The organism is Streptomyces sp. ASQP_92, from assembly GCF_025399895.1.
GTDB lineage: Bacteria > Actinomycetota > Actinomycetes > Streptomycetales > Streptomycetaceae > Streptomyces.
Genome location: NZ_JAODUA010000011.1, coordinates 219783 through 233961, shown reverse-complemented (window position 1 = coordinate 233961; position 14179 = coordinate 219783). Strand labels below are relative to the sequence as shown.

Annotated in this window: 13 protein-coding genes; 9 read left to right on the top strand and 4 right to left on the bottom strand. The window is 68.5% G+C overall.

The window, feature by feature from the left end; translation table 11 throughout:
* Positions 1 to 77: 77 nt before the first annotated feature.
* From N4G70_RS23345 to N4G70_RS23330, 4 genes are all read right to left on the bottom strand, one after another.
* The gene (locus N4G70_RS23345; RefSeq protein WP_261714641.1) at positions 78 to 632 is read right to left on the bottom strand and encodes an NAD(P)H-dependent oxidoreductase; all 555 of its coding nucleotides are present in this window, start codon (positions 630 to 632) and stop codon (positions 78 to 80) included.
* Between the two features lie 275 nt (positions 633 to 907).
* On the bottom strand, positions 908 to 1771 hold the full coding sequence (locus tag N4G70_RS23340) for an oxidoreductase (RefSeq protein ID WP_261714640.1): 864 nt from the start codon (positions 1769 to 1771) through the stop codon (positions 908 to 910).
* Between the two features lie 462 nt (positions 1772 to 2233).
* Entirely contained in the window at positions 2234 to 3343 is a 1110-nt protein-coding gene (locus N4G70_RS23335) for a hypothetical protein (RefSeq protein ID WP_261714639.1), read from the bottom strand.
* Between the two features lie 13 nt (positions 3344 to 3356).
* A complete protein-coding gene (locus tag N4G70_RS23330; protein WP_261714638.1) occupies positions 3357 to 4715 on the bottom strand; it encodes an NAD(P)/FAD-dependent oxidoreductase in 1359 nt (452 codons plus the stop codon).
* Positions 4716 to 5432: 717 nt separating this feature from the next.
* Between N4G70_RS23330 and N4G70_RS23325 the strand changes: the two genes are divergently transcribed.
* The 9 genes from N4G70_RS23325 to N4G70_RS23285 all read left to right on the top strand — a co-directional run bounded on the left by N4G70_RS23325 (position 5433) and on the right by N4G70_RS23285 (position 14111).
* A complete protein-coding gene (locus N4G70_RS23325; RefSeq protein WP_261714637.1) occupies positions 5433 to 5942 on the top strand; it encodes a phenazine biosynthesis protein in 510 nt (169 codons plus the stop codon).
* A 46-nt stretch (positions 5943 to 5988) separates the two neighbouring features.
* A complete protein-coding gene (locus N4G70_RS23320; protein WP_261714636.1) occupies positions 5989 to 7155 on the top strand; it encodes a 3-deoxy-7-phosphoheptulonate synthase in 1167 nt (388 codons plus the stop codon).
* A gap of 24 nt (positions 7156 to 7179) precedes the next feature.
* Positions 7180 to 7803, top strand: coding sequence for an isochorismatase family protein (locus tag N4G70_RS23315; RefSeq protein WP_261714635.1), 624 nt, complete (start codon positions 7180 to 7182; stop codon positions 7801 to 7803).
* A complete protein-coding gene (locus N4G70_RS23310) occupies positions 7800 to 9665 on the top strand; it encodes an anthranilate synthase family protein (protein WP_261714634.1) in 1866 nt (621 codons plus the stop codon). The genes N4G70_RS23315 and N4G70_RS23310 overlap by 4 nt, the downstream gene beginning before the upstream one ends.
* Positions 9662 to 10015 carry a hypothetical protein gene (locus N4G70_RS23305; protein WP_261714633.1) on the top strand — a complete coding sequence of 118 codons (354 nt, stop codon included), beginning with the start codon at positions 9662 to 9664 and terminating at the stop codon, positions 10013 to 10015. The genes N4G70_RS23310 and N4G70_RS23305 overlap by 4 nt, the downstream gene beginning before the upstream one ends.
* The gene (locus tag N4G70_RS23300) at positions 10012 to 10848 is read left to right on the top strand and encodes a PhzF family phenazine biosynthesis protein (protein ID WP_261714632.1); all 837 of its coding nucleotides are present in this window, start codon (positions 10012 to 10014) and stop codon (positions 10846 to 10848) included. The genes N4G70_RS23305 and N4G70_RS23300 overlap by 4 nt, the downstream gene beginning before the upstream one ends.
* Positions 10841 to 11500 (top strand): phenazine biosynthesis FMN-dependent oxidase PhzG, encoded by a 660-nt coding sequence (phzG, locus tag N4G70_RS23295; RefSeq protein ID WP_261714631.1) that lies wholly within the window; start codon positions 10841 to 10843, stop codon positions 11498 to 11500. Before N4G70_RS23300 ends, phzG begins: the two co-directional genes overlap by 8 nt.
* Positions 11501 to 11619: 119 nt before the next feature.
* Positions 11620 to 12720 (top strand): phenazine antibiotic biosynthesis protein, encoded by a 1101-nt coding sequence (locus tag N4G70_RS23290; protein ID WP_261714630.1) that lies wholly within the window; start codon positions 11620 to 11622, stop codon positions 12718 to 12720.
* The gene (locus tag N4G70_RS23285; RefSeq protein WP_261714629.1) at positions 12720 to 14111 is read left to right on the top strand and encodes an aldehyde dehydrogenase family protein; all 1392 of its coding nucleotides are present in this window, start codon (positions 12720 to 12722) and stop codon (positions 14109 to 14111) included. The genes N4G70_RS23290 and N4G70_RS23285 overlap by 1 nt, the downstream gene beginning before the upstream one ends.
* Positions 14112 to 14179 lie beyond the last annotated feature (68 nt).

Here is a 14179-nt window from a genome sequence, read left to right as displayed (position 1 = left end):
GCCCGCCAGTGAACTGGCGGGCCGTCATGGGAAACGAGGTCAATCGTGAAACCCGGGGAGGTCACGACTGATCGGGGTCAGCCGACCGGCGTCTCGCTGTTGGCGAGGAGCCTGCGGTATTCCTTGGCGTCCAGGGCGAGGGTCTCGTCCGAGGTTTCGAAGATCATGCCGTAGATGGCGTGGAAACCCTGGTAGTCGAGCTGGCAGAACTCCAGCGTCTGGGTGACCGGGGCGAGGTAGTCGTCGAGGGGGCGTCGGGCGAGGCCGTCCGCGGCGTAGGTCTCCGGGGTGCTGCCCACCGTGACGGCCAGCCACGTCTTCTTGCCGCTCAGCTCGGAGGCGGAACCGTCGAAGGTGAAGGCGAAGCCGTGCACCAGCACCGCGTCGAACCAGGCCTTCATCATCGAGGTGACGTTGTACCAGTAGACCGGGAACTGGAGAACGATGATGTCGTGCTCGCGCAGCAGCTGGTGCTCGCGGGCGACGTCGATGTTGGAGTCGGGGTAGGTCTCGTAGAGGTCGTGGACGGTGACGTTGTCCAAGTCCTTGATCTCGGCGAGCCGGTTGGCGTTCGCGCGGGATTCGGCGAGGTTCGGGTGGGCGACAATGACGAGGGTGCGATTGGTGGTCACTGGCTGTTCCATCTCTCGTGTAGGACGCCAACCCGTGTGCGTCCTTGCTGTCCATGGGGGCGAGCGGGCCGGCCGTGGCCGCGCTCATGCGTTCTTGTAAGCGCTGGGAAAGGGCGACTGCCGGAACGAGCGGCTTCGTCTCTCAGTAAAGGCGGTCGGCGTTCCGAAGGGTGTTTGTCACGCGATATTGACGGACTCGTTCCATCGGCGACCGTCCGATGGTGGATATTCACGCCCACCCCCCAACGCCCGGCGCCGAAGCGGGGCTTGCGGGGTCACTGCCCGATGGCGTCGAGTTCGGCGATCGCCTCGTCGGGCAGCCGAAGGCCGGCCGCGGCGACGTTCTCCCGAAGGTGCGCGACGCTGGAGGTGCCGGGGATCAGCACCATCGACGGCGAGCGCCGCAGCAGCCAGGCGAGCGCCACCTGGTGTTCGGACGCGTCGAGGCGGCGGGCGACGTCGCGCACGGTCCGCGACCGCAGCGGATGGAATCCGCCCCCCAGGGGGAAGAACGCGGCGTAGGCGATGCCCTCCTGGGCGCAGCGATCGACGAGGTCGTCGTCGGCGCGGTCGACCAGGTTGTACTGGTTCTGCACGGTGACCACGGGCGCGATGGCCTGGGCCTGGGTGAGCTGGGCCCCGGTGATCCCGCTGAGGCCGAGGTGACGGATCAGGCCCTGCTCCCGCAGGTCGGCAAGGGCCGCGAACGGCTCGGCGACGGAGGACCCCCCACCGCCGAACGACGCCGTGCGCAGATTGACCACGTCCAGCGTCTCCAGGCCGAGGTGCCGCAGGTTCTCGTGGACCTGGGCTTTGAGGTCCGCGGGGTCCAGGGAGGTGATCCAGTTGCCGGTAGAGCTGCGGCGGACACCGACCTTGGTGACGATGTGCAGATCGGCCGGATAGGGATGCAGGGCCTCTCTGATCAGTTCATTGACGACCGTCGGCCCGTAGAAGTCGCTGGTGTCGATGTGGGTGATGCCGAGCTCGACCGCTGTGCGCAGCACGGCGATCGCCTCGGTGCGGTCCCTGGGTGGTCCGAAGACACCGGGGCCGGTCAGCTGCATCGCTCCGTATCCCATCCGAGTGATGCTCAGGTCCTCGGCGAGGGTTAACGTCTGGAGGGCGGGGTTGCTCATGGGAAGGCCTCTCGGGTCTGTTCGCGGCATCGTGGCGGATCGCGCCGGCGCGTCCACCGGGTAAGTGTCCCCAGGTGCGGCGGAGGCAGGCATGCGGTCGGGTGGCCAAGGGCGTGAACCCCTGACCACCCGACGGGTGCGGTACGAGCGGCAATTGACGGTCCGTCAACGTCCAGGCGGGCCGCACGCTGCTCGTTCTCGCACGTCACGGACGCTTCCCGAGCCGAACCCGGGGGGAGTTCGGCTGAGGCAGCGGGCCGTGAGGTATGGCCGGCGCCGCGGCCGACGCGTCGAGCCCCTTCAGTGTGGAAGCTCGGGGGTGAGAACGGCCCCGGCCGCTGACGTCAGCCGGTTCGGGTCGCGTCGGGCGTTCGCGGCCGCTCTCGCGACGGCTCCCGCACCGCCGGGAGCCCGCGCCTCCTCATCCGGCGCGCGCACACCAGTGGCACGCGAGGCGGCGGCTCAGGCGACGGACGCCGCCGGGTTGCTTCCGACCGCCATCGCGATGTCCCCCTGCGGGGAAGTGCGGGCAACGGTCGCGAAGTTGAACGCCTTGTCACGAATGCTGATGGTCCACGAGAGTCCGGACCTCTCGCCCGCCGTGATGCCCAGCACGATGGTCGGCATGTGCCACTCGTACCGCATGAGCAGGCCCCGCTCCGGCTGGATCTCCGAGCCGTCGTGCGCCGACACATTGCCGTAGTTGTTGACGCAGAAGACGTTGGGCGTGGCGATCAGATTGCCGATCCTGGCCCGCCCGGCTTCGATGAATTCCTCGCGCGACTCGATGCGGGACAGCTGCTCCATGTGCCGCTGCTCCTCGGCGCGATAGTGGTCACGGATCTGGATGCCCGTGCTTCGCGCGACGACGTCTCCCGGCACCGTCAGGAACTGGAGCGAGTTGCCGAGGGGCAGTTTGGGCGAGTACAGGCTGTTCTTGAGGATCAGCATGTTCTCGCTGCCGCGCTCGTGGAGATCCCCCCTCATCCGGTCCAGGAACGGGCCGATCTTGGCCGGCGCTCCCGGGCTTTCGGCGAACGAGACCGGGAGCTCCTTGTTCGCACCGGAGGGGGTGGTCTCGACGGGCGGCAGGAAGTCCGCCAGCTCGTCGGACCGGATCCCCAGCTCTTCGAGGCTCTGGGCGATCCGGAAGCCGTCCTGCCGGGTCTTCATGGTCTTCATCAGCGCCTGGTGCAGGTGGAAGCACTTGAATCCGTCCTGCAACGGGAACGGCACGCACGTGAAGATGCCCTGGAGGTGCGGGTCGGAGCGGTAGGTGACGGAAGCGACCATGAAGCTGTCGTAGTAGCTTTCGTACTTCTCGGCGAGGAGCGCCTGGAAGGACGAGAGGGGAAAGTCCTCGGGGCTGTCGAAGGTCAGCTCCACCAGATGACACTTCGAGAAGATCGGGTTTCCCCGGAAGAAGTGCTTCATGGCCTCCTCGAACTCGGTGAGATCGAAGACCCTGTCGACCTTGTACGTCGAGAGCGCCGGGAAGAACTGTGACGCGTCGATGAACGGGAACGTGGTCATGGAGAGCCGCAGGACTTTATCGGCGATGGTGATGGGCATGTGATTGCCTCCCTTAATGGGTTGGTGCCGGGAAGCGCCGTCGGCGATTTCCCACCAAAACGCGCCACATCATGCCCGGGGTGCACAATGTCGTCGGCGGTTCGAGCAAGTACTGGACTTTCAGGAATTTCTCGGCCACGGCCATGTCCGTTTCGGCCGCGGCGAGCACCTTGTCCATGTAGGAGTTGATGAGCCGCACGGGAAGCGGCCTCGGGCCTTCGATCTGCGGCAGGGCCAGGTCACTGCCGGTCGCCATCCGCCAGGCGACACCGATGGGCTTGGCGGCCTTGCGGAAGAATCGCTGCGCGACCTGATCCAGGTCACCGCTCAGCGAGTCGCGCAGCGCCATCGCCTGGAGCGAGGCGACCGTCATCCCCTGGGCGTAGATGGGGTTGAAGCTGGATATCGCATCACCCACCACCACCAGCCTGCGCGGGAACCGGGTCAGCTTCTCGTAGCGGCGGCGCACGCTCGCCGGGAAGCGGTGCGCGGATATCTCGCTGAGCGGCTCGGCGTCGCGGATCGCCGCGAAGACGTGGTCGGGAACCAGCGGCCTGGCGAACTCGACCCACCCGGCCGGGTCGGTCGGCGGATGGTGGTCGCGGTAGCCGATCAGCGTCAGGACCCAGCGGCCGTCCTCTTCCTCGAGGAACTCCGCGCCCATGGGGCTCCCCGGCGCGTGCCCGATGATCACGACCTTCTCGCGGCCCATCGAACCGGGGGCCGGCCGCAGATACCGGCTGGTGTACATGATGTCGACGTCGATGCGTTCCTCGGCCGGCGGCTCGTACCCCATCTCGACCAGCCACTTGGTGGTCCGTCCTGACCGGCCGGTGGCGTCCACCACCAGATCGGCCGGGATCACGTCCTCGGAGCCGCTGCCCTGGTACCTGACCCCCACACCGGTGACCGCGCCATGGTCCGGGGTGGTTCGCAACCCGGTGACCTGGCACTGGTCGATCACCTTGATGTGGGCGATGGCCCCGATCCGGGCGCGGAGCCCGCTCTCCAGATGCGGCCGGCTCGGCTGGTAGGTGCGGGACAGGTCGGCGTACTCGCCGTCCATGCACAGCAAGTGGCCGCCCAGGCGCATCCGCAGTTCCGCGGGTCCGTCGATGACGGGCGCGCCCCCGGCGACGAAGTCGTCGAGTATCCCGGGGAAGAGCTCCTCGAAGATCTTGGCTCCCTTGGAGAGCAGGCCATGGGCGTGGCGGCCCTGCGGCACGCCTCGCCGCTGGGTCCGCTGCCCGTCCGGCAGCTCGTCGCGCTCTACCACCGTGACCCGGTCGAATGCCTCGGAGAGCACCCGGGCGGCGAGCAGACCCGAGATGCTCGCGCCCAGCACCACCGCATGTTCACCGATACGCTTCATCGGAATTCCTTCTGGTTGGGCAAGCGTTTTGTGTGGGGTTTCTCAAGCAATACCTGGGTGATCGCGGCCGACGCTCGGGCGATGGTTTTCCGATTTCTTCGATACGGACGCCATCGGGGTGTTCGGTGCGCATCCGGAATCTAGGGGTTCTCCAGGTCGGTCACCGCGCGTGGCGCCGTATTGGCTGGTTCGTTCCATCGAGTGGGGCTCGGGTGGCCGAAATTCACGTCGGATGCGCGGTTCCGCCCCACGGCGGCGACCAGGGCGGCGGCGCAGGTCCGGGCCCCGGCGGCGGGCCGGAGTTCCGGGCTGCCGGCAGGAGGCGCGGGCGCCCCTCGCACAGGAGACACAGAGAGAAGAGGAACGCAGGCCGACCGGTGAACGAGCCGACCGACGGTCGCCCTGAGCAACGATTGGTGGAGCGACGCTCGAGCGAAGCGGCCCCGGCCATGGAGTGGATCCGCCAGACCATGGAGTAGATCCCTCAGGCGGTCATGCCCACTGGAACTTTTCGGCCAGACAGCGGTGATCCGCTTCCCGAACCGGCCAACGGCTGAGCACAGTCCTCACATAACCCGCCGTACACGGCAGGCGAGTTCAAGAGGAATCTCGTGAACCCATGCGTGACGGTGCTCTTTCGCCCGTCGTCGTGACCGCAGGAGCCTGCCCTTGTGTGCGCGGCTGTCCCGCTTTACCTCGGCACTACAGGAAGTTGCGATGGTCGACAACACCGGCACCGCTGAAATAACCGACACATTGGCGAAGTCCCGCAGCGAAGCGGAAACGCGAGCGAGCAACCGCGCCATCGTGGAGCAGTACATGAACACCCGCGGGCAGGACCGCCTGCGCCGGCACCTTCTGTTCACCGAGGACGGCACCGGCGGTCTCTGGACGACCGAGACCGGAGAGCCGATCGTCATCACGGGCCGGGACCGACTGGGTGACCACGGCCAATGGTCACTCAAGTGCTTCCCCGACTGGGTCTGGACGAACATCGAGATCTTCGACACGCAGGACCCCAACCGGTTCTGGGTGGAATGCGACGGCGAGGGAACGATCCGCTTCGCTGACTACCCCGACGGCCACTACCGCAACCACTTCCTGCACTCCTTCCTGTTCGAGAACGGGAAGATCAAGAGCCAGCGCGAGTTCATGAACCCCTGCCAGCAGTTCAGGGCTCTGGGCATCGCCGTTCCTCAGGTCAAGCGGGCCGACATACCGACCTGAACGCCTTTCGCCGGGCGTCTTCCTATCAATCAATGGAGAAGGTCGTATGGGAAACACCCTCGCCGACATCGAGAGGGCCGGGGCGCGGCACCAGCCCGAATGGGACAATCCGCCCCAGGTCGAGCTCGTCCGAGCGATACTGTCGTCCGTCACACCGCTGGTGACCCCGGCCCAGGTGGAGAAGCTCAGCTCCCACCTGGCCCGCGTCGCCACCGGCGAGATGCAGGTGCTGAAGGCCGGGGACTGTGCGGAGGACCCGGCCGAGTGCACGGCCGCGCACATCCAGGGCAAGGCCGGGCTCATCGATCTGCTCGCCCAGAACCTGGAGACCGCCACCGGCAAGCGGACGCTGCGGGTCGGGCGTATCGCGGGGCAGTTCTCCAAGCCCCGATCCAGCCGGTTCGAAAAGCTCGGTGACGCCGAACTGCCGTCATTTTTCGGGCACATGATCAACGGGCCGGAGCCCACCCAGGAGAGCAGGCGCCCCGATCCCCTGCGCATGCTCACGGGCTACATGGCCGCGAGAGAGATCATGATGCAGCTCGGCTGGGTCGGGCCGGCGCCCCGGCTCGACGCGTCCGCCGTCTGGACCAGCCATGAAGCGCTGCTCCTGGACTACGAGGTATCGATGCTCCGCGAGCTCGACGGCGGTCGGCGCTGGCTCAGCTCCACCCACTGGCCGTGGATCGGCGAGCGGACCCGGCAGATCGACGGCCCGCACGTCGCCCTGCTCGCCCAGGTGATCAACCCGGTCGCCTGCAAGGTCGGCCCGTCCATGACCCCCGGCGAGATCGTCGAGCTGTGCGACCGGCTGGACCCGGAGCGGGAGCCGGGCCGGCTCTCACTCATCGTGCGCATGGGCGCCGACCTCGTCGCCGACAGGCTGCCCCGGCTCGTCGAGGCCGTGCGGTCGGCCGGGCACCCGGTGATCTGGCTCAGCGACCCGATGCACGGGAACACCGATTCCGCGCCCGACGGCACCAAATACCGGCTCGTGGGCAACGTCGCCCGGGAAGTCCGCGGCTTCCGGCGGGTCCTGGACCTGGCGGGGGTTCCGGCCGGGGGGCTCCATCTGGAGGCGACCCCCGACGACGTGACCGAGTGCGTGGTGGACACGGCCGAGCTGGGCTCGGGCCCCGTCACCAGCCTGTGTGACCCGCGACTCAACACCCGCCAGGCCATCGACGTGGTCTCGGCGTGGTCCGGGTATTGAGATTCCTAGAAGGGGAGCCCTGTCATGACGGGAATACCGCCGATCACGCCCTACAGCCTGCCGCCGAGGTATGCGCTGCCCGAAAACGCCGTGCGCTGGACCGTCCACCCGGATCGGGCCGTGCTCCTCATCCACGACATGCAGCGCTACTTCCTCAATCCCTTCGAGGAAGGCATGCGCGGTGAACTGGTGCGCACCATCGCCGATCTCAAGAAGCGCTGCGGTGCGCTGGGTGTGCCGGTGGCCTACACCGCCCAGCCCGGCAGCATGACGGACGAACAGCGCGGGCTCCTGAAGGACTTCTGGGGCCCCGGCATGCGCACCGACGAGACCGAACGCGCGGTCGTGCCCGAACTCGAACCCGACGCGGACGACTGGATGAGCACCAAGTGGCGCTACAGCGCGTTCTTCAAGTCGGAACTGATGCGGCGTATGCGTGCGTTGAAGCGTGACCAGTTGATCGTGTGCGGCGTCTACGCGCACATCGGTGTGCTGTCGACCGCGCTGGACGCGTTCTCCAACGACATCCAGCCCTTCCTGGTCGCCGACGCGCTCGGCGACTTCTCCGAAGTCCACCACCGGCTGACCCTCGAATACGCGGCAAGGTCCTGCGCCATGGTGGTCACCTCCGAGGACGTGCTCGCATGAGTGACCTCCTGCGGCAGGTTCTCGCCCTGGAACTGCCCGCCTTCGCGATCATCCACCGCCCCGAGAGCGGCTCCCCCGGCACGCTGGACGTCCTGAGCGGGCCGGTGACCGAGTACAAGTCCCTCGACGACATCCCGGTGGCCGACGACCGCACCCCGGGTCCCTCGCTCGACACGCTGGTGCTCGTCCCCTACCGGCAACTGGCCGACCGCGGCTTCGCCGCACGGGACGACGCCACGCCCCTGCTCGGGATGAGCCTCACCGCTCGCGACTCGGTGCCGGTCACCGAAGCGCTTGCCCGCTTTCCGCAGGTCCCGACGGAGGTGAGCGACGGACACTTCGACGTGGACGACGCCGCCTACGCGCAGATGGTGCGCCAGATCGTCACCGAGGAGATCGGTACCGGCGAGGGCGCCAACTTCGTGATGAAGCGCTCGTTCGTCGCGGACATCGGCGACTACTCCTTGACCAGCGCCCTGTCGTTCTTCCGGCGTCTGCTGGAGCGCGAGGAGCGGGCCTACTGGACCTTCATCATCCACACCGGCCGCAACACGCTCGTCGGTGCGACACCGGAGCGCCACATCTCGCTCGCCGGCGGCTCGGCCGTGATGAACCCGATCAGCGGCACCTACCGGTATCCGTCCGGTGGTCCCACCTTGCAGGGGGTGATGGAGTTCCTCGCCGACACCAAGGAGACCGACGAGCTCTACATGGTCCTCGACGAGGAACTGAAGATGATGGCCCGGCTCTGCGACGACGGGGGCCGTGTCCACGGGCCGTACCTGAAGGAAATGGCCCGCCTGGCGCACACCGAGTACCTGATCGAGGGCACGACCAGCCGCGATGTGCGGGAGGTCCTGCACGAGACGATGTTCGCCCCGACGGTCACCGGAAGCCCCCTGGAGAGCGCCGCCAGGGTCATCTGGCGCAACGAGCCGAACGGACGCGGCTACTACAGCGGGGTCGCCGCGCTGATCGGACGGGACGCGGGCGGACGGCAGACGCTCGACTCGGCGATCCTGATCCGGACGGCCGACATCGATCCCGGCGGCCGGATGAACATCTCGGTGGGGGCCACTCTGGTGCGCCACTCCGACCCGATGGCCGAGGTCGCCGAGACCCGCATCAAGCTGGCGACCCTGCTCAACGCGCTCAAGTCGGACCAGCACTCCGGCTATGCGGCCAACCCCGAGGTCCTCGCCGCCCTGGATCGCCGCAACGAGCGGATCGCGAGCTTCTGGCTCCGCGACAAGGGCGACCGCCCGCCGGCCGGGGCCCTGCTGGGCGGCGCGAAGGCCCTGGTCGTGGACGCGGAAGACACCTTCACCGCGATGCTCGACCAGCAGCTGCGCTCCCTGGGTCTTTCCGTGGAGGTCCGCCGCTTCGACGAGCCGTACGACGTGTCGGCCTACGACCTCACGGTCTTCGGCCCCGGTCCGGGAGATCCCCGGATGACCTCCCACCCCAAGATCGCCAAGCTGCGGCAGTCCGTCGACACCGCCCTGGCGAGCAACCGGCCGATGCTGGCCGTGTGCCTGAGCCATCAGGTGCTCAGCATGCGGCTCGGCTTCGACCTGCAACGCCGCGAGGTACCCAACCAGGGTGTCCAGCGCGAGATCGACCTGTTCGGCCTGCGCGAACGCGTCGGCTTCTACAACACGTTCGCCGCGCACAGCGCGGTGAGCAAGCGAAACGTCGAGGGGATCGGTGTGGTCGAGGTGAGCCGGGACGAGCAGACCGGCGAGGTGAACGCGCTCCGCGGGCCCGGCTTCGCCTCGGTTCAGTTCCACGCCGAGTCGGTGCTCACCGTCGACGGCCCGCGCATCATCAGCGAGGCGATACAGGGGGTGCTCGGTCGATGAGAGTGGATGTCGTCTGGTGGGACCTGGCCAGGTCCCACCAGACCATCGAATCCCTGGAGCAGGATCTCCGCGACGGCTCCGTCGAGCCGTGGCGCGAGGTCAGGGGACTGCACCTGAAGCTGTGGATCGCCGACCGTGAACGCGGCCGCTGGGGCGCGGTGATGTGGTGGGACTCGGACATTCCGGCCGATCAGCCGCTGCCCCCCAACCGGGCGGCCGAGCTGATCGGGTACGCGCCCGACCACCGCACCAGCTTCGATGTCGCAGCCGTGGCCGAGGGGATCGACTCGCTCGGCCTTGCCTTCTCCGCCGGACCCTCGGTATCGGCACAAACCACGGAGCGCCGATGACGCACCACTACATGGTCGTGGACGCCTTCGCCCGCGAGCCGCTGCTGGGCAATCCCGTCGCCGTCTTCTTCGACAGCGAGGATCTGACCGGCGAGACGATGCAACGCATCGCGAAGGAGATGAACCTCTCCGAGGTCACCTTCGTGCTGCCGGCCCAGCAGGGCGGCGACGCACGCATCAGGATCTTCACCCCGGTGAACGAACTGCCCTTCGCCGGGCACCCGATGCTCGGCACCGCCTTCGCGCTCGGCCGCTCCTGGGAACGCGACAGTCTGCGGCTGGAGACCGCGATGGGGGTCATCCCCTTCGAGCTCGGTACCCGCGACGGCTCCGCGTGGGTGCGGATGGAGCAGCCGGTTCCCACCTCGAAGCCCTACGACCTCGCCCCGGAACTCCTGGCCGCACTCGGGGTCGAGTCGTCGACGGCCCCGGTCGAGATCTACCGCAACGGGCCGCGTCACGTCTTCGTGGGGCTCAGCGACGTTGACGCGCTGTCCGCCCTCCACCCGGACCACCGCGCCCTCTCGCACTTCCCCGACATGGCCGCCAACTGCTTCGCCGAGGCGGACGGTGGCTGGCGGACGCGGATGTTCTCCCCCGCCTACGGCGTGGTCGAGGACGCGGCGACCGGTTCGGCCGCCGGGCCTCTCGCCATCCACCTGGCCCGACACGGGTTCGCCGAGTACGGGCAGGAGATCACCATTACCCAGGGCGTGGAAATGGGACGCGCGTCGGTGATGCGGGCGACCGCCGAAGGCGTCGGCGAGTCGGTCCGCTCGGTCCACGTCGGCGGGCACGCCGCCCTGGTGGCCGAGGGGACGCTCCATGTCTAGGGGCGCGCCCGCGGTGGAGGCGAGTGGATTTGAGTCCCTCAGCGGGAAGGTCGACCTCCCCTTCCCCGAGTACGACAAGCCGCCGGCGGAGCCGCTCCAGCTGGTGCGCGACTGGCTCGCCCAGGCACGGGACAGCGGAGTCCGTGAGCCCACCGCGATGGCGCTGGCCACTGCCGACTCCCGCGGCCGCGCCTCCAACCGGACGATCGCCATCATCGAGGTCACCGACCTCGGTCTGGTGTTCACCAGCCACAGCTGTAGCCAGAAGGGACGCGAAATCGCCGCCACGGGGTGGGCGTCGGGCTTGCTGTACTGGAGGGAGACCGGTCAGCAGATCATCCTCTCCGGCCCCGCCGTGCCGCTGTCCGAAGCCGAGTCGGACGCCCTGTGGTCCGCCCGGGCGATCCCGTTGCACGCCATGTCGACGGTCACCGAACAGAGCGAGCCCCTTGAGGACGTCGAGGCTCTGCGCGCCAGGGCACGCCGCCTGGAACTGACCGGGGCGCCCCAGCCCCGGCCGGAGTTCTTCGTCGGCTACCGACTCCAGCCCGACGTCGTCGAGTTCTGGTCCGCGAGCTCGGACCGGCTGCACCGCAGGCTGCGCTACGACCGCGCCGCGCAGGAGTGGCGCACGAGCCGGCTGCAACCGTAGCCGCCGCTTCCGCCCGCTTCCTCTGCGGCGAACCCTCCTTGCGTCCACCGCCCTTCACCACGTCGGGGCACCGTCGCCGTGCCCCGACACACCCGACTCTTATGCATGAGGGAGAGACAATGCCTCATACCGCAGAACAGATCCTGGACCTTCCCTTCGACGTCCAGCCCGATCCCGACGAATACATACGCGCCGCCATGGAGTGGCACTTCAACCCCGAGACCGGCTGCGCCTTCTGGCTGGAGCGAGCCGCCACTCTCGGCTTCGATCCGCGAGCCGACGTCAAGACGTACGAGGACCTGCGGCTCTTCCCGAACGTGGCCTCGGAGCTGCGGGACGTCCGTGGCGAGGACCTGGTTCCCCGGGGATACCGGAACCCGTCCGACGTGATCGGGTTCTTCGAGAGCGGCGGTACCACCGGCGCCCCGAAGCGGGTCGTCCTGATGCGGGACTGGCGCGACCGCATGGTGAGTTGGAGCAATGCCAACCTCGACCGTCACGGTGTGCCGCGGGGAAAGAACTGGCTGGGCATCATCCCGACCGGGCCGCACGTCGTGGGCACCCTGTTCCGACGGCACGCCGTGACGCATGGCCGCCACGGCTTCACGATCGACCTCGACCCGCGCTGGGTGAAGCGGCTCATCGCCGGCGGCCAGTTCGGCCAGGTCGACGCCTACGCCCAGCACCTCATCGACCAGGCCGCCGACGTCCTGCGCACGCAGGACATCGGCCTGCTCACCATCACCCCGCCGCTGCTTGAACGGCTGTCCAGGGACGAGAAGTTGGCGGCCCTGGTCAACGAGCGGGTGAAGTGCATCAGGTGGGGCGGCACACAGATGGACGCCGACACCCGGCACCTCTTCAAGACCGAGGTGTTCCCCGATGTCGCGCTGTGCGGCGAGTACGGAAGCACGATGATCATCGGGGTCGCGGGCGAGCGCGCCGGGATCTCCGTCGACGACCCGTGCGTCTTCGACTCGTTCTCCCCCTACGTGACCTTCACGGTCGTCGACCCGAAGAGCCTCGAGCCGGTGGCCTACGGAGAGCGGGGCCGGGTGCTGGTCAACCACGTCAGCAAGTCCTTCCTGCTGCCCAGCAACCTGGAGCGCGACCTCGCCACCCGGATTCCGCAGGTGAACGGCCTGGTCGGGGACTCGGTCGCCGACATCGGCACGGTCGCGGTGTTCGACGACGAGAACGTCATCGAAGGGGTCTACTGATGATCGACCTGCCCGCGCTCGGCGCAACGGGCTCCTACCGCTCCCGGAACATCCAGCAGGTCACCGATGTGGCGGGGACCACGCTCGCCGAACTGAGCCTGGTGCCCCCGCTGTTCGTCAACCGCACCATGGCGGCGCTGCGCCGGGGCGGCGGCATGCCCGCCGACGAACGGGCCGACGCGATGACCCGTGCGGCCGAGCTCTTCGCGACCGCGACGATCGACGGCCTGACCGTCGAGGCGTACCAGCACGCGGTCAGCAGAGTCGGCGGCGTCCCGATCTCCTCCGTCGTCACGGCGACCACGACGGTCGCCGAGCGGGTGGCGAAGGCTCATGCGAGCGTCCAGTACGCCCGCCCACGGGGAGCGGTCGACACCTGGCGCGATCCGCTGACGCGGACCGGGCGTTCGGTGTGGACGCGGCGCGGAGACGTGTTCGCCGTGCACGCCGCGGGCAACCACCCCGGCACCCACAGCATCTGGCCGGAGGCGCTGGCGCTGGGCTACCGCGTCGCGATCCGCCCGTCGAGCCGTGATCCCTTCACCCCGCACCGGCTGGTGACGGCGCTGCGGAGCGCGGGATTCGCCGACGATCAGGTGGCGCTCCTGCCCACCGACCACGCCGGTGCCGACGCCATTCTGCGCGGCGCCGACCTGGGGATGGTGTACGGCGGCGAGGAGGTGACCCGTAAGTACGGCGAGGCCACGACGGTGCTGCCGCAGGGTCCGGGCCGGTCGAAGATCCTCATCACGGCCGACGTGGACTGGCGCGACCACCTGGACGTGATCGTCGCGTCCGTGAGCGGTCACGGCGGGACGGGATGCGTGAACACGACGGCGATCTTCGTGGAGGGCGACCCGACTCCGCTCGCCGAGGCCGTCGCGGCACGGCTGTCCGCCGCGATGCCCCTGCCTCCCGAGGACGACAAGGCCGTACTCCCCGTACAGCCGCTCGCCGTCGCCAGGGCGATCGAGACGCACCTGCTGAAGAAGGCCGCGGGCACCCGGGCCTGGCTCGGCGGCGACGGCATCGTGGGCGAACTCGGCGACGGGAGCGCCGCGTTGATGCCCGCCGTCCACCAACTCGACGATCCCCGCGCCCCGCAGGCAGCGGTGGAACTTCCGTTCCCCTGCGTGTGGATCGCGCCCTGGACGCGCGAGGCCGGTACGGACCCGCTGAAGAACACGCTCGTACTCAACGCGATGACCCACGACGACCAGCTCGTCGACCGCCTTCTCGACGAGCCGACCATCAGCAACGTGTACGCGGGAAGCCTGCCCACCTACTGGATGGATCCCTCGGTCCCGCACGACGGCTACCTGGCCGACTTCCTCATGCGGAACAAGGGCGTCATCCGGAACGGGCTCCCCGTGCCGGCCGGCCGACCCTGACAGCGGTTCCGGCGACGCTCACGTCCGACGCTCACATCCGTGCCGTGAGCGCGGGTGCGACGTCGCCC

Coding starts and splice junctions, on each gene's coding strand:
- N4G70_RS23285 (WP_261714629.1), top strand. CDS start 12,720: ATGATCGACCTGCCCGCGCTCGGCGCAACGGGCTCCTACCGCTCCCGG.
- N4G70_RS23300 (WP_261714632.1), top strand. CDS start 10,012: ATGACGCACCACTACATGGTCGTGGACGCCTTCGCCCGCGAGCCGCTG.
- N4G70_RS23335 (WP_261714639.1), bottom strand. CDS start 3,343: ATGCCCATCACCATCGCCGATAAAGTCCTGCGGCTCTCCATGACCACG.
- N4G70_RS23330 (WP_261714638.1), bottom strand. CDS start 4,715: ATGAAGCGTATCGGTGAACATGCGGTGGTGCTGGGCGCGAGCATCTCG.
- N4G70_RS23310 (WP_261714634.1), top strand. CDS start 7,800: ATGAGTGACCTCCTGCGGCAGGTTCTCGCCCTGGAACTGCCCGCCTTC.
- N4G70_RS23325 (WP_261714637.1), top strand. CDS start 5,433: ATGGTCGACAACACCGGCACCGCTGAAATAACCGACACATTGGCGAAG.
- N4G70_RS23320 (WP_261714636.1), top strand. CDS start 5,989: ATGGGAAACACCCTCGCCGACATCGAGAGGGCCGGGGCGCGGCACCAG.
- N4G70_RS23290 (WP_261714630.1), top strand. CDS start 11,620: ATGCCTCATACCGCAGAACAGATCCTGGACCTTCCCTTCGACGTCCAG.
- phzG (WP_261714631.1), top strand. CDS start 10,841: ATGTCTAGGGGCGCGCCCGCGGTGGAGGCGAGTGGATTTGAGTCCCTC.
- N4G70_RS23315 (WP_261714635.1), top strand. CDS start 7,180: ATGACGGGAATACCGCCGATCACGCCCTACAGCCTGCCGCCGAGGTAT.
- N4G70_RS23340 (WP_261714640.1), bottom strand. CDS start 1,771: ATGAGCAACCCCGCCCTCCAGACGTTAACCCTCGCCGAGGACCTGAGC.
- N4G70_RS23305 (WP_261714633.1), top strand. CDS start 9,662: ATGAGAGTGGATGTCGTCTGGTGGGACCTGGCCAGGTCCCACCAGACC.